Here is a 23,622-nt window from a genome sequence, read left to right as displayed (position 1 = left end):
TCGTCAATGCGCCACCCAAATTAAGATTTGTTGCCAGATATGTCGAAAAGTGGTTTCACTGCGAGGTGCTTCTCCGTCAAGAAGAGTGTCTTAGTGAAGTAAGTCCCGTTTTTAGGCATCCTTACCCTGATTGTCGTGATAGTTTTGGCTGCCTCAAGCACCTTATCGACACTCATCCCAATCTTGTTAATGGCAATGAGTCGCTCCAGTTCCTTATATACCTTATAGGCGATGAAGCAAATGCAGACATGTGCCTCTATCCTACGTTCTGTAAAATGAAACATCGGACGCATTTCCAGAGTTCCTTTTGAAATACGGAATGCACGTTCCACCACCCAGAGTCCATGATACTCGGCAATGACACGCTCGGCGTCAAGGTCTGTATTGGTGATGTAGCCCTTGAGTCCGTCCCACTGGCAGTCCTCTGCAATCTTCTCTTCGCTGATGACGACTTCTATGTCCTTGCTGATTTCAAGAAACTTGTTGTAGCCACGCTTGTTCACCTGACTCTTCGTGATGCGTCCGGTCTTATAGGCTTTTCTCAATCGGACAATTCCGCGGTCACGGTTGTAGGCATCCTTCTTTGCACGCTTGTCGGAATAACTGACGATAAGTCTTTCCCCATTCTCACGTTTGTAGTCGTAACAGGCTTTATCAACCTTCTCTAAAGAGAGAATCCATTGCTTCACGCTTGCGCTCTCGCTCTTGATGCGGGCTCCAAGTATGTAGTTGTAGCCAGCCTCCTGCAGCAAAGTGACATTGTTCTTGTTCATCAAGCCTGAGTCTGCCACCACAACAAAATCTTTCCCCAGATTGAAACGCTGCTTGAAGTCATCTATCATTGGTATCATGGTGAAGCCCTCATACTGGCTGCCGTTGAACAGAGAGTATGAAAGCGGGTAGCCTCCTTCTGATACAAGCAGACCGAGTATAACCTGTGACTCTGCCGTCTTTCCATCCTTTGAAAACCCCGGTTCACGCAATACGTCCGTCTGTGCTGTCTCAAAGTAGAGCGTCGTCACGTCGTAGAACATCAATCCAATCTTGCCTCCGAACAGTTTCCGGGTGTGCTCTACGCTAATCTGCTGCGCAAGCTCCATCTGGGTATTGTAGAGCTTGTCCATGTAGCGATAGATGTGGTTGAGGTCAACATCTTCATCATAATATGACTTCAGGTAATCTACTGTGGCAAGTTTGCTTCTGGGCTGCGACACCCTTGCGATTACCAAATGACGCAGAATCTCATCGGGAATCCGGTTGAAGCCGATGCTGTCATAGACTTGATCAAGCAGAAGCCGAGTACCGTTTATCAACACGTTGTCAATATTGCTAAGGAAACGCTCTGTCTCCTCGACTTCCTTTCCCTTGCGGTCATCAAAGTCAAGTTCTTGCTGACCGCCAAATGAACGTATCCATGCAGCAGCCTTATCGCATAATGAATGTATTTCCTCTTCGGATGTAGAGGAGCCAAACGATTTTATTTCTTTATACTTTCCACTCGCTTTACTGACCACTACCACACTTGTAGAGCCGGAACGATTGTGTTTCTTGCGTACATACATGGTGCAAAGGTACACGTTTTTCGCTTGCGCCACCCAAACCACCCAATAATTTTACGTAACTCGCTGATTATCATTGTGCGCTATATGATGGCGCAAAAAAGTGATGAAGTCAGGAAATAATTCCTCTTCTTAACTTTTTCATTTCATACATTCTTTGTGGTATTTCATACAAATATCTCGATGAATTCTTTTTTAGTTTCGGAAATATTTTTTATCTTTGCAATGTTCCACGCTGAAGGTGTGTCTTAAGTGATGACCAGAAAGGGTGGGATGACATACATAAGAAGGCGTTTGCTAAGCGCTTTGACTTTAACGATGTAAGAACTTCGCAACCTCGAACGGTAGTTAAAATCAAAGCAACTGCAAATGCCCCGTGGGATGGTTATATATTAACAGCATATATAAACTGTTCAGCGTGGGGCGTTGGCGTTGCTCGTTTCAAACTACCGGGCAATGCGAAGGCCTTTACATCGTGGAGCGAGTGACCAGCATCGGCTCCACGTTTTTTATGTGTGCCTATAGAAAACAAAAATATTAACAACTGCTTATAGGAGCTAGGGTGGAAATAGAAAAACTATGGCAAAGAATGACAAGCAATGGAGTTCTGCAACCCCTGGTCTGCTGATTATTTTGTTAGATCAGTCAGGCTCAATGATGAGTGATTATGAAGGCACAACGCGTACCAAGTTCGCAACACTTGCTGTCAATAAGGTTATTGACAACATCATCCAGAAGAATTTCGACGGTGATGCACCTAAGAATCGCTGCTTTATTTCTGTGATTGGGTATAATCACAATGTGAAGGAACTATGTTCTGGTTGGCTGAAGGATTTGGATGCAAGCCCATTAAGGTACGAAACCCTCAAAAAGAAAACTCCAGATGGCACAGGCGGACTTGTAGAAGTCGAGGTGAAACAACCTGTATGGGTAGAACCCATTGACAGAGACGGGGCCACAAATATGCTTGGTGCTTTCCAATTGGCAAAGGACTTAGTTGAAAAGTGGATGACTGATAATGCAGATGGACCAGCACCTGTAATCATCAACATTTCTGATGGTGTTCCATTTTATGATGGAAAAGACCTAAGAGAGTGCATGAAAGAAACAGTTTCTTTAGCAAACGAGATTATGGGACTTTCCAACAATGATGGTAATGTCTTAATTTTTAATGCACAAATAGATGAGTCTAATGGCAAGGTTGTTTTCCCGTCAAATAGGTCAGACATTTCTCAGGAGCAGGCTCAATTCTTGTACGACATTACCAGTGAAGTACCTGAATCATATAAGGCAGCTGCTGCCAAGAACGAACTGCCCACAAAAGATGGTTCACGTGGCTGTATCTTTGGTGCTGATGGTGTTCAACTGATTCAACTCATAGACTTTGGCTCTTCAAAAGGTCAAGGTGACAAAGGACTATAATCGGCTTTATGGTTATACGAGCTTTCATAACTCACAAGCAAGCTGAATTATTCTCAGATTGCCAAGATAGATTTGGTGTTAATCCTGACACCAAATCTATCGCGATGTCTGACGGAATGGGGTCAACATGGCAACAAAAGATTTGGGCACAGCTTCTTGTTGACACTTATACTGATAGTACGGATTGGAACCCTTCAAATGACGCTATAAAACCGTTATGCCAAACGTGGCGTGCTAAAGTTGCCGACTTCATTCAAAATCTGAAGGAAACGAATGCTCCTGAGAATATGATTTACCGCAACGAACGTAATTTCGCAGAAGGTCGTTCTGCAGGAGCAACGTTTGTTGGCATTCGTTTTAATGGTAATGAATGGAACGGTTCTGTTATAGGCGATTCTTGTCTGATAGAATGGGATGGAAATGAAATGAAATTCAACACTTCACAAGATTCTGAAACATTTGACAGCTATCCTGATTATTTCGACAGCGATGCATCAAAAGAAGGGAAAGGAGTCCCCAAACCAATAGAAGGAACTCTGACAGAAGGTAAGTATTTACTGTTAGTATCTGACCCGTTCTCAGAATTTCTGCTAGAACATAGCAAACAAGGCGATATTGCCAAGTTTGTTCAACAATTATTGTCGCTAGCTTCGCATGATAATTTTGAGACATTGGTATGTGAATGGAGAAAAGATGGGATGCATAACGATGACACTACTTTGGTAATCGTTGAATATGACAAATCCGAGGATTTCTCAATCACTCACCAAGACAACATTGTAGAAATGATTGATAAAGAGAAATTAACTCTAATTCCTGCCACCAATGAGGTAGAGGACGCAAAGATTCCCCAAGATAATCCATTTCAGGAAGAAGTTGAAGCCGTTGAGAATTTCGTTGTCGTCCAAAACAATGAGAAAGACTTTATAAATGAGTTCCTGACAGAATATCAACGATGTCTTCAAAAGAAATTTCCCAAACAGATGGGTAAGTTGAAATATAAGTGGACTCAAAAAGCAGTAGAAGAAGCATTAAATCTTCTTTTTGAAAGATATTCCGTGATAAAGAAATAGAATCTGCCATGCCATTACCTACCATCCCCGATTATAGCACGTGTATAAAAACACCTGCGTTGGTTCATCCATCAATACTGAAAGATGGGCATCCTATAGAAAAGGGAGTTCGTCTAATCAAGTATTCTGGTGGCTTTTGTGTGGTGTTCCCATACCGGACGCCCTCTAAGAAGTATGCTGTACGATGCTGGCATGCAGAGGTCTCTGACGCAAAGCGCAGGACCCAGGTTATAGCAGATGCCTTGAAGAGATCTAACCTGCCCTATTTCGTAGGATTTGATTTCTTCGAAGAAGGTATAATGACACCATTGGGAATGCAACCAATAGTTGTAATGGATTGGGTGGACGCACAATCTTTAAAGAAATTCTTAGCTGAACATATTACAGAATCAAATGTAATCAATGAAATTGCCGAGAATTTCAAGAGGATGGTGGCAGATTTACATACCAACCATTTTTCTCATGGCGACTTACAGCACGGAAACATCATGGTCAAACCAGATCTTTCTTTGGTTTTGGTTGACTATGATTCCATGTATGTCCCTGGACTTAACGGTATGCCTGATGAAATAAAAGGACTGGTTGGGTATCAGCATGAAGCAAGATGGAAAAACAAACTGGTTTCTGAAAAGGCAGACTATTTCTCCGAACTAGTCATTTATCTAAGTCTAAAAGCCCTTGCCAAAATGCCTTCCTTATGGAAAGACTTAAACATGGAGGACACAGAAACACTCCTGTTTTCTGGGGAAGACATACAGTCAAAAGGTTCTTCCAATATATTCAGGCTGCTGAAAACTGATTCTGAGTTAGCCCCACTTGTCGATAAACTATGCGAGTTTATGGATAAGTCAACAATTGAAGACCTTACGCCCTTAGAGGATGTCGTAGTATCGAAAAGTGAAAGCATCTCATCCAAATGGAAAGGAGGAAATGGCTATAAAGTCACGACTAAAAAAGGTAAAGTGGATAATGCTAATAAAATTGCAGGAAAATGGAAAAAAGGAAATGGATATGTTAAACCGAATAAGGGGAACGAGCGTAAAAGACTTTCATCTTTAATATCAGAGAAATTTAAGAAATCCGAATAAATGCCAACAATACCAAGTATAAGAACTTCCGTCGAGAACAAAGATATTCTTGTTCTTGATAATCATGCAAAGAATGGCATCTTTGAAAGGGATGCCAGAGGCCGACTTATTGCGTACGCTGGAGGCTTCTCTATTGTTTTTCCCTATACAACAGCGAATGGAGAGAAGTGGGCTTTCCGCTGTTGGCATTCTGATATCAAGAATTCAAAGAAACGCTATGAAACTATATCTGACGCTATCATAAAAGCGAAGTTAAGTTTTTTGTGTGAGTTTCAGTACATCGACAAAGGCATCAATGTGGAAGGTAATATCTATCCCACAACCAGAATGCGATGGATAGATGGCATTACAATCAAAGATTATATCTGTCAAAACCGAAATTCCAAAGACCAGTTAATTGCGCTTGCTGACAATTTTCTCAAAATGACACAAGCACTTCATTCTCAGTCTTTGGCACATGGAGATTTGCAACATGGGAACATTCTTGTAGATAAGAACCATCAACTTTACCTTGTTGACTATGACTCTTTTTATTGCTCACAGTTGAAAGGGGAGATAGATACTGTGACAGGTCTTGCAGATTATCAACATCCTGCTCGAATAAACAACAAGTCTGTCTCTGAGAAATTAGATTATTTCTCTGAACTGATAATATATCTTAGTATTCTTGCCATTGCGGAAAATCCCTCTCTGGTAGATAAATATAAGGTTGCAGATGCCGACCGTCTTCTTTTTTCTAAAGAAGATTTTATTGAAATAAAGGATGCAGCAATATATAAAGACATTTATTCTCTTGGAAATGAATTCCGAGAATTGTTGGCAGTGTTAGAAGACTATCTTGATCATAGGAGCATTGATGATTTGATACCTTTCGAGTCTTATTTGTTACATAAAAAGGTTTCTTTCACTGTGTCAACCACCAAAGCCGTACGCAATACCCAATCCATTGAATTGGCCTGGGATGTTCCTTTTGATGCCGAGATTATTCTCCGCAAAGGCTGTGACACCGTAGCTCAACAATGCGAGAAGCATGGAAAGTTTGCCACTACACTTTCAGAAAGTGTAGCCTTCGAATTGTCAATAAAGACATCCAATGGGCAAGTAATAAAGAAAAAAGTTTCAATTGAAGTATTCGACGAATGCGAAATAGAATTCTCTGCCGACAAATATTATGTATTTCCATCCATACCTGTAATGCTATCATGGAATGTTACGAATGCAAAGAAGGTTTGGCTAGACAACGAAGAAGTCAATGAAGTAGGCAAAACTGTTATTGAACCAAAGAAAGCTATTACTTTCATTTTGTCTGCTGAGGACGAATTTGGAGTAAAGGAAAAGAGACTTGACATTGAGATGTTGCCAATACCACAAGTAAAGTCCCTGTTAGTTCCTGTTCCGGATATAACGAACAATCTGTCTGTTACAATCCAGCAACCAAGGTACAATGTGGATGTAAAGTTCCCAATGATTGATATCGATTGGATAAAGCTCGAAGTTCCAAGAGTTCCATCTCTTACGGAATTAGGGCTTAATGTGGAGCTCTCACCACCATTGCCAAAATTTAATCTAATGAGATCTATAAAGAAAGTGTTTAATCATATTATTAAGAAATAGCTATGGAAGAAAATATTCAGAATAAGGAATCTTTGCTTGACAATGAGAAATTTAAGAGATGGCTCGATGAAATCTTTGACCATAATAAGATTGTCGGATTTAAGTGGAGCAATCTATTAAATGAATTCTTATGGATTTGTGCAGGTGCAGATCGTAAGGTTTTGCGCCAATGCCCAACAGAGCATGCAAAATATGCCGGTATTGGTGGAACTATCTTGTTTACTGCTATTATGGCGAGTATTTCAGGTGGGTACGCCATTTACAAAGTTTTTGCTGACGAAATTCTTGACAAATCCAGTGAAATATGGTTGACTGATTGGAATGCTGTATATATTGCGATTGTTTTTGGAATTGTATGGGGATTATTAATCTTTAATCTCGACCGATTTATGGTCAATACAATGTATTCTGATGGAACACATAAAATTACAAAAGAAGAAAGAATTGGTGCGGCACCACGCCTTATTTTGGCCGTATTTATAGGAATTGTAATATCCACACCTATTGAGTTGAGGATTTTTAAAGATAAAATTCAAGCACAATTAGAAATTGATAAGAGTGAAGCCAAAAGTAAAATGAGCGAAAAACAGCAATTTATAAGGGATCAAATATCAGCATTAGAAGCTCAAAAAAACGCAAATAACAAAAGAGTCGATGATAAAAGGACAGAGCGGGCTCAAATAGAAGATCAAGCTTATAAAGAAGCTACAGGAAAAGCTGGTAGTGGTAAGGTTGGAGTTGGAATATATACAAAACAGTTACAGCAGCGAGCGCAAAATCTCCAGAACGAGGTTGATAGATTACAAAAAGAAGCAGATAGGGCAAATGCCGGTATTGAACCACAATTAAATGATCTATACAAACAATTGGAAGAGCATTCGGCAAATAATAAGAAGGCAGTAAAGTCTATGAAAGGATTTGCTGCAGAACTTACGGCATTGAATGAAATAACATTTATGGATAGTTTTTCATTGTCAATGGCAAGAATCTTGATAATGCTTCTCTTTATAGCAATAGAGATTATACCAACGTTATTCAAGTTAATGATGATTGATGGAGCTTATGACGCTGTTCTTGCACTTGAAAAACATCGGGCAAAAGTAGTAGCAAAGGAGCAGGAGTCAAATATCAATGATAATATTAATACTAATATAAAAATTTTAACAAAGAAAAATGCAGACCGATTAAATGCAGAAGTTCTTGCCAATAAAGAACTAATGGAGAAAATTGCTAAGACTCAGGCAGAGCTATTGCAAACAGCTATTGACAAATGGCGAGAAGAAGAACTTGCTAAGATAAACGAGAACCCATCAGCATATATTAAAACGAATTCAGAACATTCATAAATTGTTATTGTTATGGCTATTAGTTCAAATACATTGTTTCATTTTACAAATGAATTTAAATACTTAAAGCAGTCGATTGAGGAAGGGTTGTGGCCTCGTTATTGCGTTGAGAAGAAATGGAATGGAAAGGATTTTGCTATTCCGATGTTATGTTTTTGCGATATTCCTCTTTCACAAGTAAAAGAGCATATTGGCGGATATGGTTGCTATGGAATTGGTGTGACAAAAGAATTTGCACGAAATAACAAGATAACTCCCGTAACGTATTTACATCAAGGCTCTTTATTATATAACAAACTTGATTATTATATTTCTAAGTTTCAGACTCCATCAACCAATCATAAGGAGATGGAATTTGAAGAGATGATGCTCTACTATATAAAGAAAGTAAGTGGGTACAACAAGAACTCAGAACTAAAACGCAAATTCTATGATGAAAGAGAATGGAGGTATATACCTTCAATAACAGATAATACCCATCTTGTAATTCTAACGGGAAAATATGATGAGGTTCTCATTAAGAACGAAATGAGTAAACTAACTGCGTCATGTAAATTGAAGCTTACGCCAGAAGATATCAAATACATTATTGTAAAAGAACAATCCGAAATAAGAGAAGTTATGGGATTATTGAATAGGACATATTCAAATCTTAAATATTATGAACAGCTATATTCGAAAATATTAACGGTTAGGCAGATTAAGGAAGACTTTTAATGAGCAAGAAATCATCACCCATCCCTGGGTTTAGTTTCTCATGGAAACGAGCATTGGGAATAACAAAAATAAAGCAAGACATAAGTCGTGCTACTGGCATCCCGACATCAAAAAATGGTGTGGAGCGGAAGATAGGAAGTTGTATATTCCGATTGCTAAAAGGGAAGTAGGCTGTTGCTTCTTGCTTCATGTTTCTTGTTTAGGAAAAACGATTTCATACAACCAAACAGCGATTTCATACAAAGCAATGGAATAAATGCGTTGAAAATAAAAATGAAGATGTAAATTTGCAAAAACGTTTAACTAAAAATAGTATGGAATTCATTATTGGTGGTATCGTTTATGTTGTTGTATGTGAAGGTATTTGCAAATTGCTTGAGCTTGATGATTTTGACAAGAAGGCATGGGTATATGCAATTGTAGGAGTTGTTGGAGGATTCTTAATAAAATCAGCACTTAATTAAAAATATCTGTGAGTAGTAACGTGTTAATTATTTCGAATACGACCGAGCTGGTGCGAGTGAAACCGGAACGGGTGGTGTACATCGAGTCGGATGGCAATTATTCGACAATGGTGCTGCACGACAAGACGGAGCATGTGTTTAGCATGAATCTTGCCCATTGCCAACAATTGATAGAGAAACAGCTTGGTAAACAGGCTGAGATGTTTATCCGAATAGGAAAGCAACTCATTATCAATCGGGAGTATATTTGTAAAGTTAATGTTAACAAACAGATTCTAATCATGTCGGATATAGTGCTCAACCATGCCTTTACATTATCTGCTTCAAAAGAGGCGTTGAAACAGTTAAAATTATATCTGGAATCAGCAATAGGAAAGGAGGTTAAATTATGAGAGACGACGAATTACAGGTACTGGGAAATCCCCAAGGACAGGATAGATGGAAAAAATGGCATATCATACTTGCAGCATTATTTGGAGTAATGCTGATAGTAATCTTAGGGATATTCTTACATACAAGATTTTCTCAGAATAAGGAAAAATTAGGGGACACAACAATTGCCCCTGAACTGCAAAACGCTGTTGATTCACTCTTGAATGTTAAGCTGGAAGAGATAGATGGTTTACAAGGGCAGGTGATTGTGATGGAGGTTAATACGGGTAGAATTTTGGCGATGGCAGGCAGGGAGCGGAGATACGATGGAAAGTTCCAGCCATGCAGAAACTTTGGTTATCAGCAGGAACCTGGACAGACAAAGATAACGGCTGTACTCTTGACTCTGTTGGAGACAGGAGAAGTGAGCTTGGATGATGAAGTTGATGTGGGAGAAGGAGTATGGGATGTTGATGAACTACAGATGTTAGACCATAACTGGAGTAGAGGTGGATATGGGAAGATTACATTGGAACGAGCCTTAGAAGTAAGCTCAAATATAGGAATTAGCAAGGCAGTTCAAAAAGTATTTAAGGGGAAAGAACTTAAGTACTACGAAATGCTCGATAGAATGAGCTTTGGAAAACCGGGAGCCATTGATGGTATTGATGAATTAAAGCCAATGGTTTTCACTTCGCCAAAAGATAGCATTTGGGCAAGTGCACAATTGCTGTTGAATTCGATTGGCTATGAGGGGCGATTGGCACCGATTCAGATGTTGACGTTCTATAATGCTATAGCGAACAATGGGGTTATGGTTAAACCTTCTCTACGAAAGGATTCTGTTGAAATAATCAATCCAAGGATAGCCAGTGAGGAAAACATCCGCAAGATGCAAATTGCATTAGACCATGTGGTTTCTCAAGGCTTGGGCAGGAAGGCCGGTACACCAATTCTCAGGGTCGCAGGAAAGTCGGGTACGGCACAAGTAGGAATCATCGAATCAGGTGAGACAGAAATCAGTGAATTTCACCTGTCATTCTGTGGTTTTTTTCCGGCTGATGCTCCTAAGTACAGCATCATTGTTAGTATGAACAAATTGGCGTATCCTGCAAGTGGTGGCGGAATGGCTGGTCCCTTGTTCCGGGATATTGTGGAGTGGATGAAGAAGAAGCATTTTCTGTAATGTAGAATATAAAAGTAAAAAAATGATGATGAAAGTTTTTTGTAGTATGGTATGTACCTCGTTACTGTTGATGTCGGGGTGTCAACATCGGCAGGACACAAAGGCTGTGGCTGGAAAAACCGACAGTCTTGTCGGAGATAGTGTGCGGACTGAGCTGACGCTGCCTGACAGTATAAGTGGTGGGGAATCGTTGAATGATATCCGTTTTAGTCGTTTCGAGGAGAAAGATTGGCTGGATAATGAGTATATTCACACATTGAGCAAGCGGATTGACTCGTACCGGAAGGGCAAGGTTGATGTGCCGGTATTTGGTGATTATAAAAAGGAGGTGGAAGGGCAGTGCGTTATATATAATGTGGAACCGTTCATGATGGGTGGCTTGTTCATTCAGTTTGTCTTTATAGATGTGCCAGATAAGCTCTTCTCGGCTTGGGTGTATAGTGATGTGGACACGAAGACGAGGCGTGTGTCGAATTACGAGGTGCGGAATATCACGGTGGAAGAGATGGAAAATCCGCTTCCCAAAGAGGAGATTCTACAGATAGTAAAAGAACATCCGGAGTTGATGATGAAATGAGGATGATTGCGCATCGGTGACGGTATATCCCGAAATGTTTTGTAAAAAAAGAAAAGAGCTCCGAAGTTTTTCGTCTTCGGAGCTCTTTTCTTGTGTCGTGTCGTCAGCCTCTTAGAATCCTCCCCACGTCTGTCGCCAGAAGTGGCGTGCCATTTCGTCCCAGCGGATGATGGTGGCTCCGAAGAAGTCGGCGGTGTAGCCGTTGAGCATCTGCTGTGCTTTCTTGGTGTCGGTGGCGTGCAGTTCCTGCCATGCTTTCTCGACGAAGGGCAGTTCGCGCATGCCTTTGTCGATGAAATAGTCGCGTGCGGGTTCCATCGTCTTGCGGTAGGTGCCCCAGCGCACGGTGGCGAGGCGGTTGGCTTTGCGGTAGCGCCACAGTGCGGCGTCGTCGCGGTCGGTGTGTTGTCCGCATATTTCGAGCATCTTCGGCAGTTTGGTGGTTCCGCAGAAGATGGGGAAGCGTGGGCTTTGTCCGGGATTGTCGAGTGCCACCCATGCCACGCCGCCCACCTCGTCGGGCAGCCATGAGCGCAGTTGGATGACGGTGCTGTAGGCGCACCAGGGTACGCTGACGGTGCGGATGTTTTTCATCGTGGAGTCGCCCATGGCGTAGTACATGTTGATTTCGTCGGGGCGCATCCATGGATTGGAGAAGGGCGACACGATGCTGTCGGGTTCGCTCTCCACGATTTTCCCGTCTTTGTCTTTGCGTTTGGGATTGGGAATCATGTGGCGTCCGCTGAGGTTCTTCGCGGTGCCTTCATAGTAGGAACCCAAGAGTTGCATGACGCGCTCCACGCTCACTTTCTCGTCGGGCTTGACGCTGAGTGGCAAGTCTTCCACCTGGTCGGAGAACTGCTGTGAAGGTGCCAGTGCGTTCATGATGAAGTGTTCGCGCACGCTGTAGTTTTTCTTCTCGTTGAAATAATTTCCGCCGCTGAACACGCGCCAGAATGAGAACTCTTCCTTGCCGTCCCACAGTTTCATGCGTTTGGCTACGTCGAAGAGGTTGTCCGAGTACATGTAGTTTTCTTTGTCGTTGGTGTCGATTTTGTTGATGCGGCAGATGTTTGCGGAGACGGCAATGTGGTCGTCGGGTATGCGTACGGCAGCCCACACGCCGCCGATTTTCTTCGGTCCTTCGCCGAACACTTCGAAAATCCACACTTCGTTTTTGTCGGCGATGGTGAGACATTCGCCGCTGTCGCCGTAGCCGTATTGCTTGATGAGTTCGCCCATCAGTCGGATGGCGTCGCGTGCGGTGGAGCAGCGCTCCAGTGCGATGCGTTCCAGCTCTTCAATCATGAACATGCCTTGCTTGTTGCGGAGCTCTTTGCGTCCGGTGATGGTGGTCTCTCCGATGCCCAGCTGTTTCTCGTTCAGACAGGGGTAGGCGGTGTCGAGGAAGCGGAAGGTGTGGCTCACCTGCGGTATTTCGCCTTTCTTATACATCTTTGTGCTGTCTTCTGCCGACTGGGTGTGCATGCGTCCTTCGTAGATGGCGGTTTTTGTCCCTGCCTTATGGTCTTTTGCGGGTACCATCTTCATCCATGTGCGATACCATGAGTCGCAGGTGTGTGAGGTGATGACCGAGCCGTCTGTCGAGGCTTTCTTTCCGACCATGATGCTGGTGCATGACAACGGTGTCTTGCCGTCGCTGTCGAACTCTTCGTTTTGTGCGTTGCCGGTAGTGGGCAAGGCGAGCAGTAACGCCGTTACTGCAATCGATAATGTCTTTTTCATATCCTGTTCTAATTACTATCTTCTGCAAAGTTACGGATTTTTTTTGAAATCTATCCGGTTATCTGACAGAAATCGCATGCTTTCCGAAAATCGTTTTTCAGGAGTAAAGAATATGAACAAAACGGCTAAAAATCAACGTGCATAAACATACAGTAAAAGCGTATAAATATAACAGTTGAACTTTCGTTTTCCAAAAGTTCAACTTTTGCGTTCTAAAAGTTGAACTTTCACCGCCTGAAAGTTGAACTTTTGCAGTCTAAAAGTTCAACTTTTGGAAAGGCGTTCTTAACTATTTATAAATCAATGCTTTAAGTTTTGGTTTCGAGACACGCTGCTTATGTATAAAAATACAAAAGCGACCACGACGGCATCAGTCCTGTTTTGGAAGCCAAGTGTGCCCGAATGTGTCAACTTTTTTCTTGTTATGTGAAGAAAATACCGGTGAATGTGCTCTTCGTCGTCGAGTTCCTTATTTTCGGGAGGTGCGGTTTCTCGTGGCGAGGAAGCGAGCCGTTCGGAGTGCAATGTTGTCGTGCAGTTGTTGGCGATAGAGCCATATCTCGCGCGTATGGAGGTTGCCGTCCTTCCCGATGAACGGCAACACGTAGTCCTGGTCGGTAAATCCTTCTACGAAGAGATAGTTTGTGTGGCGGTCGAGCTTGACGGTCATCGTGTCCTTTTTCTGTTCGTCGAGCGGTTTTGCGGGCGATGGCTCTGTGATGAGCGTGGCTTCCTGACCGTCGGTCCGCCAGTTGACGGGGTTGATGGCAATGGTGTTATTGTCGAAGATGGGGATGGTTCCGGCGATGTTTTTTGCAGAGTTGTAGCAGATGGTGACTCCCAGGTCGTCGGCTGTCTGTGCAGGTATGAGGTGCGGAATCGCATTCGCCACCTCTTTGGGGATGCTTACTCCGACAGCATAGGCGGCAATCATGCGGCTGTAGGTCTGTTTGTCCATCTCTTTGAGCAGTTCGAGGAGAATCATGGCACCCTGACTATATCCCGCAAGAATAAACGGGCGCTGGTTGTTGAGGTGTTTGAGGTAATGGCGGAACGCTTTCTTGATGTCGTTCGTGGCGACGGGCATGCGCACGGCGATTGTGCTGTCGCTGGTGAATGTCTGCATGGAGCATTGGCGGTAATAGGGCGAGTAGAAGTTGAGCGCACCGCTGAGCAGCCTGTCAACCCCCTCCATCTCACCGAGTATCGGGTTTCTCAGGCTGTCGATGTAGGTGTCGGCATAGTGGCAGGGCGTTCCGTCGGCATGCGGATAGTCGCCTGTTTCGGTGGATGTGATATAGAATATGTCGGCATCGGCATGGCGGTCGGTGATGTACCATTGCGTGGCATCGTCGTAGTGGGGAGTGGGAGGGAGGAAGTCCGCTGTGTGCAGTGCTTTTCTGCCCGTCGTGCAGCCGGGTAGCAGAGTGATGGCTACTGCTATTGCGCAGGCAGCCATCATCGTTCTTCTGCATGGTGTGTTCATGTCCTTGAGGGATGTTTTTTTGAACAGGTTTTTCTATTTTGCAAACTCGTTGTTGACCTCGTCGAGCAGCCATCCCGGGTTCTCCTGGAAGCGTTTCCAGTCGGCCTCGAGTGTTTCTTGCAGTTCGAGGATGACCTTGCTCTCCGGACTCAGGTTCTCGTTGTTTCGCCGGAGCCGGTAGATGAATTCGAGCAGGTTCCAGCAAACGTTGTATTGTCCTGTCGTTACGAGTGCTTCGGGTTTGCCGATGGCGCGGTCGTGGTCGCTCCACCAGAGTGTGGTTCCCATCTCCGCAGCGATGTCGCTGTTTTTGATGATGGCTTCGCTTGGCGTCATCATTTCTTTCTCTTCACCAACCAGATGTTTCAGCCAGTTTTTGCCCGTGCAGAGCTCGTAGAGTGCACTCATGATGCGCCGGTTCTGCCATTTCGGGTCTTCGTAGATGGTGGCGTAGTTGAGTGAGCGGATGTGTTTCATGAACACTTTGTCCGTGAGTGAATACATGGATGTGGCGCGCGAGGTGAGCAGGTTGATGTATTTGGAGAACGGGATGTGCAACAATCCTTTCCAACTGAAACTGAAAGGCACCTCTCGCGAATATTTCTTCAGCAGTTTGCGTGAGCTCAAAGCTGTGGCGAGGCGCAATGTCAGGAACAGCAAGGTCAAGCCAAGGAAAAATCCGAACCAGAATCCCTTGGGCACCCAGAGCAGGAACTGTGCCATTCCCAGAAGACCGATGTTCAGTGCGACGTTTACTTTATGGACGGTCAGATGGTCCATGGCGTTGGTCTCTTCGAAGGTGTAAGGATGTTCCTTTCCGCAGCCGGCATCGGAAATGATGAAGAGGTCGAGGTCGCGCCCTTGCCGTTTGCGGAGCAGGTTGATGGGTTCGATGCCTTGGTTGTCAACGACACCGCCGTCCATGAGCGGCAGCGGTTTTATGGTTGAGAGATATTCGGCGTTTTCGGGTTTGCTGTTGAGCTGGAAGTCGCGTGGGAAGAACAGTGCTTCGAAGCCTCCAGGGAAGCATGACGATGCGGCGAAGACTTCAGCCAGGCGTATTTGTGAGGCGATTTCCTTCGGTATGCGGTAGGAGTTGTTGCCGAAGACGGCTTCGGATGTCCTTCCGTTTGGCATGACGGTTTTCTTTCCTATGGCGAAACGGAACTCGAGCGCGTTAGTGAATTCGGTGGCATTGGCGGAGAAGTCGTCGATGCTGATGTCGTCAATCTTTTCCATGAGGTCGCCTACGGTAGCACCTTCAAAGATGTCTTCGTCATAAATCCTGACCATTTCGCGTATGAGCGAGTGGTTGTCGCTTTCTCCGCAGAGAAATTCCCGGCTCGCTCTTCCGATTACGTCGCCTGTCAGCAGCAGCTTGTATAGGCGTCCGAGTATCTCTTCGTTGCTCCATCCGCGTGTTTTTCCGAGTATGAGCCATAGTCCCGTGAGTGTTCCTCCCGATATGGTCGATACGGCTGAGACGTGGTCGAGCAGTGTCCGTCCGTCGCTTGTGCGCAAGTGGTTGAGGTAGGAGAGTGTTCCGAGGTGATAGGTGGCTGCGCGGTATCCGCCTCCTGATAAGCTGAGTGCAATTTTTGCCATAATGTGATTGTATTAAGTGATGTTCTTTAAGAAATGAGCAATCTCTCTCTTGGTGCATTTTCGCAAAGCCCTTTCAGCGAAAGGGTTGTGCGTGTTATTGTGCACAAAGATACAATATTTCCTGCATTTGCGCAAGTATTGTCCTGTTTTTGTGTCGTTTGCTTTGGCATCATCAACTCCAATTATTCTTGGGTTGTTTGCCAGTAATTCGGAAAAAAGTTGTAATTTTACGGGCGTAAAAAGGTGATGACAGGGCGAGGCAATGGCTCGTGTCGTTACTTTGATAAGTAAGTATTAATCATTAAAAGACGGAATTTATTCGATGAAAAAGATGATGATCATTGACGGCGGTCCCCGCAAGACGTTCAACACGGCAGCCATGTTGGGAAAGATTGCAGAAGGTGCCCGTTCGGTGAGTGACGAGATTGAAGTGAAGACAGTGCGCCTGTATGATATAGACTATAAAGGCTGTATGTCGTGTATGGCTTGTAAGTTGAAAGGGAAGGTGTCTAACGTGTGCAAGTTCAGGGATGCCCTGACGCCGATTCTTGAAGAGGTGGCTCAGGCGGATGGCTTGGTGCTGGGCTCTCCAATCTATTTCAGTGAGGTGACTGCTCAGTTGCGGGCTTTCCTTGAGCGGCTCATTTTCGCCTGGTTGTCTTACAACGACTATAGCCTGACAGCCCCGAAGCAGATGCCGGTGTTGCTGACCTACACGATGAATGCGAACGAAGAGCAGGCGAAAATGATATACCAGATGATGGGGATTGTGGAGGATAGCCTGAAACGTGCGATGGGCGACGTGGAACATGTGGATGCTTATAGCACCTATCAGGTGAAAAACTATGACCGTTATGAGTTGGCTGTCTTCCCCGAACCGATGAAACGGGAGCAAGACCTTCAGCGGGCTTATGACGCCGGCAAGCGGATGGCTGAGAAAATAAGCGCTCGCTAAATGCAGACCGATGAATAGGATTGAACGTGAAAAGCAGACTGTCTGCAAGATGATAAGACTATATTGTCGCCATCATCTGAAGCAGAAAGCAATGCCGGACCAATATCAACAACTGGCAAACTATGCCTGTCAGCGTCTTGACCACTGCCAGTTTGGCGAAAAGAAAAAGACATGCAAGCGCTGTCCGGTCCATTGCTATGCTCCCGAAGAACGCGAGCAGATTCGCAGCGTGATGCGATGGATGGGACCGAGGATGATGGTCTATGCTCCGAAAGATGCCTTGTATCATGCCGCAGACAATCTCAAAATGTGGTTGCAAGGGCTGTCGTACCGCACAGGAGTCATCCTTCTGCTGTCTTGCATCCCCCTTTATCTGCTGTCGTTCGCGCAGATGCTCCTGCCCATCAGTGCCGTTGCGAAAGGAGTCCTATGGACCATTCTCTTCGGACTTGCCAAAACCTGCCAGTATGGAGGGCTCACCATCATCGGCGTTGAAGGCTATCAGCGACTGAAGGGTTGGATAAAACGGAAGAGGGTAGGGAACGGAAGTTAGGGAGGGGCTCCTTCTTAGTTCCCGAAATGCTCATCAGGCCACGGACACGGCTTGCCGGTTTTCTTAAAAACAGGGCGCTGAGCATTCATTCGCCGCAATTCACGACCCAGCAGACGAGACAGCTTCCGAACAACCTCAGGACGAGTAGCAGCCAAATTATTCTCCTCACTGATGTCATTCTCAACATCATACAATTCCTTCACACCAGTCTTGTAGTTATAAATCAATTTCCATTGATCCAACCGAATGGCACAATTGAGACTGATGCCCGGTCCAGTGTTCCCCCAGACATTAGGATAGTTCCAAATCAACGGCCGTCCCTTCGACGGATTGCCAGACTGACACAGCAAAGGCATGAAACTGCGCCCGTCTATCCGTTGGGGAACACGATAACGCCTAATGCCAGCCATCTGAAGAATAGTAGGATAAAAATCCTCAATCATCAAATAACTGTTACAACGGCTACCTGCCTTCACAACACCGGGCCACCGCACAATCATCGGCTCACGGATGCCACCCTCCAAAAGAGAACCCTTGCCCGACCTGAGCGGCGCATTCTGGGTGAAAAGCGGCTCATCGCGATAATAGCTCCCAGTTGCATAACCGCCATTGTCACTCATGAAAATAATAACAGTGCGCTCCCGCTCACCATTCCTGTCAAGCCATCCAAGAATCTCACCAAGACTCTCATCCATACCCTCAATAAGAGAAGCATAGGCAGCCTCTTTTTCCGAGAGCCCCTTGTCACGATACTTCTGATAGTAGCGCACGTCACGGTCAATAGGAATATGAACCGCATAGTGCGACATGTAGAGGTAGAACGGCTGACCGTATTGCTTCGCCTTGTCGAGTGCTGCGAGGCATTCCTGCGTGAGTGCTTCGGTGAGGAATGTTCCCGACTGCCAATACTTCTGCAATCCAGGTATGTGCATGGGTGACGTGGGATTTCCTTTAGCGTCGTGACCGTAATTCTGTTCGCTCAGATAGGTGGCAGGTCCGCCTGCTGCATGTCCGCCGATGTTGACTTCGAAGCCGAAATGCTCAGGCTGTTCACCCGGCGTGTCGAGCGCTCCCCAGTGTGCCTTGCCTACGTGAATGGTGTGGTATCCGTTGGCACGGAGAATATCAACGAACGAACGTGCTTGGAATGTGTGGTCGGTGCCGGCGGTCTGACTGATGCCGTTCCAGTTCCATTCGGGTGTTGCAACTTCTGCATCATCAATATCAGTCGATTCACCACGCTTCAACGTCCAGTTAGTCACACGGTGACGGGCAGCGTTGGCACCGGTCATCAGTGAACAGCGACTGGGCGAACTGATAGGGGCAGCGTATGCCTGAGAGAAGAGCATCCCCTCGCTGGCAAGGCGCTCCATGTTGGGCGTCTCGTAAGTGTTGTTCAGTGGCGTGCGTTGGTTCCAGAAAGGAACAGACGTGTCTTGCCACCCCATGTCATCAACCATGAACAGGATAATGTTTGGGCGCTGTTGAGCCAGTGCCGTGGCAGGGACGGCAATCGCGACAGTGGTCACGAGGCGGGGAAGGAATTTTTGTCTCATAGTGGTTTCTCTTTGTTTCTTTCTGTTTGGTTGATGTCTGTTTGTGCCATCTGTTCCATGAAGGGAGCCACATGGGCGAAGTATTGGAGGTAGCCCTCGCAAAGATAGTTGAGTCCGGGTTGCCCGTAGCGGTCGCTGAGTAAACGGTTCTTGGGACATTCGCCATTGCAGGCAAACAGAAATCGACACTCATGGCATTGACGAGGCAGTCCCGTCATCTTTCTTTGACCAAAAGATTGCTGCTGCTCGGAATACATCATGGACGTCAACGTCTGACGGGTGAGATTTCCCAACCGATATGACGGAAACACGAAATGGTCACAACTGTACACATCGCCGTTCGCCTCCATCACACCAGCATGACCGCAATGGCGCGACAACATGCAAAGCCCCGGTGTCACTCCCATCCAGTTGGCAAGAGTAGCCTCAAACAACTGTATGGAGATTTGTCCCACGTCATGTTCCGCCCATTCATCGAACAGTTGGCAGAGGAAGTTGCCCCACTGCCCGGGTGTCACGCTCTCTTCCGTTACAATCTGTTGCCGACCATCATCTGGCGACGGTTCTACAACAGGCGTGAACTGGAGATATCGACATCCCAAATCGCGGAAAAACCGGTAAAACGTATGCGGATGGTCTGCATTGAAACGGTTCACCGTTGCCATCGCATTCCATTCAACACCATGCCGGCGCAAAAGATCAATGCCCTGCATCACGCTCTCAAACGAAGGACGGCGGTCAGCCGTGCGACGATAACGATCATGCAGGAACTGCGGACCGTCAATAGAGACGCCTACCAGAAAACCATTCTCTCGGAAAAAACGGCACCACTCCTCAGTAAGCAGCGTACCATTGGTTTGTATGCAGTTCTCTATATGCAACTCTCCACCATAACGGCGCTGCAATTCCACAGCCTTCTCGTAGAAAGCAACAGGGCGCAGGAGAGGTTCACCGCCATGCCAGACAAAAAAAACATCGCGCGAAGTCTGAGCAGCCAGATACTCCTTCACAAACTTCTCAAGCAGTTCCTCGCTTATCACAGGTGCATCATCAGACATCGCCCACTGCTGTTTCTCCAGATAATAGCAGTAACTGCAACCAAGATTGCAGCGCGGACCCACAGGCTTCAGCATAACGTAAAGCGGACGGGCAAATGCGTATATCGTATCGTTCATGATATTATTAGTGCTCTTACTCTTACTTTCCGACGCAGAATGTAAAATCTGCAAATATAAGTGACTGATAATCAGTATGAATGCCTTCGTTTTAGGGTGTCTAAAGTGACTCTGAGGGACGGTGGGGGACGTAAAATAGGCAAAAATCTGCAAATATGACTGCCGTCAAAAAAAGAAAATGCAAACATCTGCAAAATTGTTTTTCCAGTTCTTTGCACGTTTACACTTCTTAACGCAGATTTTTGCACATTCTTGCAATCGTTGTGAAGCGAGTGCATTTGTGCTTCAATCGCTGTCCCTCCAAATAGCCTTTTCATGCTCATTTCTTTTCAGTTTTTTGCAGATGTTTATATTATAACGTAAAAACGCCCCTTTTTATTGCCTGGAAGTGTCATTAAAAGTCTGTCTCTCGGGGACACTGTTGAGGTGTAATCTGTCTCTTCTATCTCGTGACGATATAATTTGCCGAAATAAAAGGTTTAGTTTGGATTATGGATATATAATATGGGGATAAACTAAACTGAGAATAGATAGTTCCTTTTTCTTTTGGACGGTAGTTGTTTTTCTACGCTTAGTCTTTAAATCTGTAGTTTTCTTTTTCATAGCGTAGATACTATTGCTTGGACAATCGGAAAAACTTTCATCGTTTAGTGAACGATGTGGAATGATGCTTTTTTTTACAGAATAGAATGAAGTGTTTCTGGGATTATTAATGGGCAAATATGCCTTTTTATGATTGAAAATTGTTAAATAACAATAATAATATAAAGGAATTTAATATTAAACGGAAGAAAAGTATTAATTTTGCAAATAAAAAAGAGTCATATAATAGAATGAAGATTCCATTTTCTGTTTCGGCACGTACAGCAATGCTTATTGGATCTGAGAATTTCTCAAATCCAGAGGGCGCTATAGTGGAACTGGTGAAAAATGCATACGATGCGGATTCTCATTATTGCTATATATTATTTGGAGAAGATGAACAGAATAATCGTATCCTTTATATCCTGGACTGGGGTACTGGAATGACTGATAAGATTATCGAGACTTGTTGGATGCGGATTGGAACAGATGATAAACTTTATAACGCTATGACAGAAAGCGGAAGGGTGAAGTCTGGTGCCAAGGGTATAGGCCGTTTTGCTCTAAACAGATTAGGAATGAAGGCTGAAATGCTGACTTTTACGAAAGATGGTCATGGATATGATTGGAAAGTAAACTGGTCTGATTTCGATAAGCCAGGGACAAGTGTTTCTGAAATTACAGCTGATATTGATATTATTTCATTAGCAGTTGGCCATCAATTCCTCTCAAATCTTGGGAGTAAGTTCGGAATTACTTTTCCGAAATTTGAGACAGGGACATTGTTGAGCGTAACGGAGTTGAATGACGAGTGGGATGACGAACAATTGGAACACCTTTATTCATCACTGCAAGATCTTGTCCCGCCTTTTAATATTCCAGTATTTGATATTTATCTATATGTGCAAGGAAATGACGGGCTCGGTCGCATTGAACTTGCTGAATATGATAATTATGACTATTCTGTTTCTGCGGTTTATGATGGGAAGGACAGTCTGAAAGTGAAGGTGCTGCGGAACGAGCTTGATGTAGAACGTTTGCGTAATGATTATGTAGGTTTGTTCCAAAGGGAAGACATGAGAGAATTCCCATATCGTTTATCAGAATTTGAGGCTGGCGGTTATGAATTGTCGCTTTCCATGTCAAAACTGAAGGTTGATAATCGAGTAAGATTAGCTAACCACATAAAAGAACTTGGCGCATTCCGTTTTAATTTCTTCTTTGTAAAGAGTGCAAAGTCTGATGGTAAAGGAGAAGGTGACGAAGCGAAGTATCCATACCGTCTGTTTTCGCCATCTTGCAGAAGGGAGTGGCTGAAACGTAATGTAGGAGTCAAAATTTATAGAGACAAGTTCCGTGTAAGACCGTATGGAGAGAACGGTGATGACTGGTTGCATTTGGGCGATCGCTATTCTGCTAACCCAATAGGTGCCGGACAACGCAAAGGTGGTTATCATATCAGACAGAACCAAATAGTTGGTGCTGTTGAAATTTCAAGATTAGACAATATCTACCTGCAAGACAAATCCGGTCGAGAGGGACTTCAAGAAAATGTAGTAGTAGAACTGTTCAAGGATATCCTTCTTGGTATAATAGGTTTGATGGAGAAAGACCGCAACACGGTGATGTTTAACCTGTCACAGTTGTACGATACTCTACATCCGAAAGGAACTGCAAAGGCAGAAGCCGAAGAGGCTATAAAAAAAGGAAAGATAGACGAGGAATCATACAACAAGATTCGTACTGGCTATCTTGTCCTAAAGCAGGAGGCAGAAGAAAGAGAAAATGAAATAAGATTACTCAGGAATCTTGCTAGTACAGGATTGGTAATAACATCGTTTGCTCATGAATTGAAGAATATAGCTATTCTTTCTGACTCCCGTTCTGAGGATTTGCGTTGCGCAGTGGAAAATATTATGAGCGAAGAAGATGTGGCGAAATTGGGTTTGAGTGAATACGATAATCCATATAGCCTGATAAGAGACTTGCGTAATCAAGACCAGAATATAAGAAGTTGGTTGAATTTCTCTATAAACTCAATTAATAGAGACAAGAGAACACGTAAGGCGTTTGGTATGGATGAGTATTTTGAGCACTTCCAGTCCACTTGGCATACTGTTCTAGATGAGTTGAACATAGATTTAGTAATATCAGGTTTTTCACCCGAGATGAGGGTAAGAGCATTCGTTATAGATTTAGACACCATCTTTAACAATCTTCTTTCGAATTCAATATACGCTATAAAAGAGAGCAAAAAAACCGAAAATCGCTTGATTACCATCAAGGGTGGAGTTGAGGATGAAAATATCGTTGTTCTATTTGAAGATACTGGAATAGGACTTGCTGAAGAATATAAAGGACACCCCAATGATATATTCAACGCTTTTGAATCGTCAAAATATGATCAAGATGGAAATAAAATAGGAACTGGCCTTGGATTGTATATTACAAAAGCTACATTGGCAGAATATAAAGGCAGTGCCATTTCTGTTATGACGCCCCGTACAGTAGGCTTCGGTTTATGCATAAGATTAAAAATGTATTAA

19 protein-coding genes and 1 pseudogene are annotated in these 23,622 nt (G+C 44.2%); 13 read left to right on the top strand and 7 right to left on the bottom strand.

Annotated features, from left to right (window positions below):
• Positions 1 to 20 precede the first annotated feature (20 nt).
• The gene (locus GRF55_RS06855) at positions 21 to 1,562 is read right to left on the bottom strand and encodes an IS1634 family transposase (protein ID WP_172774742.1); all 1,542 of its coding nucleotides are present in this window, start codon (positions 1,560 to 1,562) and stop codon (positions 21 to 23) included.
• 576 nt (positions 1,563 to 2,138) lie between these two features.
• On the opposite strand from GRF55_RS06855, the gene GRF55_RS06850 reads away from it, so the two are divergent.
• From GRF55_RS06850 to GRF55_RS06825, 6 genes are read left to right on the top strand one after another with little or no spacing between them, the layout of a single operon-like run.
• Positions 2,139 to 2,981 (top strand): vWA domain-containing protein, encoded by an 843-nt coding sequence (locus GRF55_RS06850; protein WP_220367708.1) that lies wholly within the window; start codon positions 2,139 to 2,141, stop codon positions 2,979 to 2,981.
• Between the two features lie 8 nt (positions 2,982 to 2,989).
• Positions 2,990 to 4,054, top strand: coding sequence for a protein phosphatase 2C domain-containing protein (locus tag GRF55_RS06845; RefSeq protein ID WP_220367707.1), 1,065 nt, complete (start codon positions 2,990 to 2,992; stop codon positions 4,052 to 4,054).
• Positions 4,055 to 4,062: 8 nt separating this feature from the next.
• The gene (locus GRF55_RS06840; protein ID WP_220367706.1) at positions 4,063 to 5,142 is read left to right on the top strand and encodes an AarF/UbiB family protein; all 1,080 of its coding nucleotides are present in this window, start codon (positions 4,063 to 4,065) and stop codon (positions 5,140 to 5,142) included.
• On the top strand, positions 5,143 to 6,756 hold the full coding sequence (locus GRF55_RS06835) for a hypothetical protein (protein ID WP_220367705.1): 1,614 nt from the start codon (positions 5,143 to 5,145) through the stop codon (positions 6,754 to 6,756).
• A 2-nt stretch (positions 6,757 to 6,758) separates the two neighbouring features.
• On the top strand, positions 6,759 to 8,102 hold the full coding sequence (locus GRF55_RS06830; protein WP_220367704.1) for a DUF4407 domain-containing protein: 1,344 nt from the start codon (positions 6,759 to 6,761) through the stop codon (positions 8,100 to 8,102).
• A gap of 12 nt (positions 8,103 to 8,114) precedes the next feature.
• Positions 8,115 to 8,819 carry an abortive infection system antitoxin AbiGi family protein gene (locus GRF55_RS06825; RefSeq protein ID WP_220367703.1) on the top strand — a complete coding sequence of 235 codons (705 nt, stop codon included), beginning with the start codon at positions 8,115 to 8,117 and terminating at the stop codon, positions 8,817 to 8,819.
• Here GRF55_RS06825 and GRF55_RS06820 read toward each other — a convergent pair.
• A complete protein-coding gene (locus GRF55_RS06820) occupies positions 8,803 to 9,009 on the bottom strand; it encodes a hypothetical protein (RefSeq protein ID WP_220367702.1) in 207 nt (68 codons plus the stop codon). The two genes, GRF55_RS06825 and GRF55_RS06820, sit on opposite strands and share 17 nt — an antisense overlap.
• A gap of 124 nt (positions 9,010 to 9,133) precedes the next feature.
• Between GRF55_RS06820 and GRF55_RS06815 the strand changes: the two genes are divergently transcribed.
• From GRF55_RS06815 to GRF55_RS06800, 4 genes are read left to right on the top strand one after another with little or no spacing between them, the layout of a single operon-like run.
• Positions 9,134 to 9,283, top strand: a complete 150-nt coding sequence (locus GRF55_RS06815; protein ID WP_220367701.1) for a hypothetical protein — start codon at positions 9,134 to 9,136, stop codon at positions 9,281 to 9,283.
• An 8-nt stretch (positions 9,284 to 9,291) separates the two neighbouring features.
• The gene (locus tag GRF55_RS06810) at positions 9,292 to 9,675 is read left to right on the top strand and encodes a LytTR family DNA-binding domain-containing protein (protein ID WP_255563743.1); all 384 of its coding nucleotides are present in this window, start codon (positions 9,292 to 9,294) and stop codon (positions 9,673 to 9,675) included.
• A complete protein-coding gene (locus GRF55_RS06805; RefSeq protein WP_220367700.1) occupies positions 9,672 to 10,841 on the top strand; it encodes a penicillin-binding transpeptidase domain-containing protein in 1,170 nt (389 codons plus the stop codon). Before GRF55_RS06810 ends, GRF55_RS06805 begins: the two co-directional genes overlap by 4 nt.
• 22 nt (positions 10,842 to 10,863) lie before the next feature.
• A complete protein-coding gene (locus GRF55_RS06800) occupies positions 10,864 to 11,418 on the top strand; it encodes a hypothetical protein (protein WP_220367699.1) in 555 nt (184 codons plus the stop codon).
• 111 nt (positions 11,419 to 11,529) lie between these two features.
• On the opposite strand, the gene GRF55_RS06795 is transcribed toward GRF55_RS06800, so the two are convergent.
• The 3 genes from GRF55_RS06795 to GRF55_RS06785 all read right to left on the bottom strand — a co-directional run bounded on the left by GRF55_RS06795 (position 11,530) and on the right by GRF55_RS06785 (position 16,255).
• Positions 11,530 to 13,164, bottom strand: coding sequence for a dipeptidase (locus tag GRF55_RS06795; protein ID WP_220367698.1), 1,635 nt, complete (start codon positions 13,162 to 13,164; stop codon positions 11,530 to 11,532).
• A gap of 469 nt (positions 13,165 to 13,633) precedes the next feature.
• Positions 13,634 to 14,650 (bottom strand): DUF3089 domain-containing protein, encoded by a 1,017-nt coding sequence (locus GRF55_RS06790; protein WP_220367697.1) that lies wholly within the window; start codon positions 14,648 to 14,650, stop codon positions 13,634 to 13,636.
• 33 nt (positions 14,651 to 14,683) lie between these two features.
• Complete coding sequence (locus GRF55_RS06785; protein ID WP_220367696.1) at positions 14,684 to 16,255, bottom strand: patatin-like phospholipase family protein; 1,572 nt, start codon at positions 16,253 to 16,255, stop codon at positions 14,684 to 14,686.
• Between the two features lie 331 nt (positions 16,256 to 16,586).
• Between GRF55_RS06785 and GRF55_RS06780 the strand changes: the two genes are divergently transcribed.
• Positions 16,587 to 17,210, top strand: coding sequence for a flavodoxin family protein (locus tag GRF55_RS06780; RefSeq protein WP_220367695.1), 624 nt, complete (start codon positions 16,587 to 16,589; stop codon positions 17,208 to 17,210).
• Between the two features lie 10 nt (positions 17,211 to 17,220).
• Positions 17,221 to 17,508 (top strand): annotated as a pseudogene (locus GRF55_RS11835) (nitrous oxide-stimulated promoter family protein); the annotation flags it as partial.
• A 269-nt stretch (positions 17,509 to 17,777) separates the two neighbouring features.
• Here GRF55_RS11835 and GRF55_RS06770 read toward each other — a convergent pair.
• Positions 17,778 to 19,319: a sulfatase gene (locus GRF55_RS06770; RefSeq protein ID WP_220367693.1), complete on the bottom strand. Its 1,542-nt coding sequence runs from the start codon at positions 19,317 to 19,319 to the stop codon at positions 17,778 to 17,780.
• On the bottom strand, positions 19,316 to 20,494 hold the full coding sequence (locus tag GRF55_RS06765; protein WP_220367692.1) for an anaerobic sulfatase-maturation protein: 1,179 nt from the start codon (positions 20,492 to 20,494) through the stop codon (positions 19,316 to 19,318). Before GRF55_RS06765 ends, GRF55_RS06770 begins: the two co-directional genes overlap by 4 nt.
• 743 nt (positions 20,495 to 21,237) lie before the next feature.
• Between GRF55_RS06765 and GRF55_RS06760 the strand changes: the two genes are divergently transcribed.
• Entirely contained in the window at positions 21,238 to 23,622 is a 2,385-nt protein-coding gene (locus GRF55_RS06760; RefSeq protein ID WP_220367691.1) for a sensor histidine kinase, read from the top strand.

The organism is Prevotella sp. Rep29, assembly GCF_019551475.1.
In the GTDB taxonomy this organism is placed as follows: Bacteria; Bacteroidota; Bacteroidia; order Bacteroidales; family Bacteroidaceae; genus Prevotella.
This window is presented reverse-complemented; position numbering and strand designations above follow the sequence as displayed.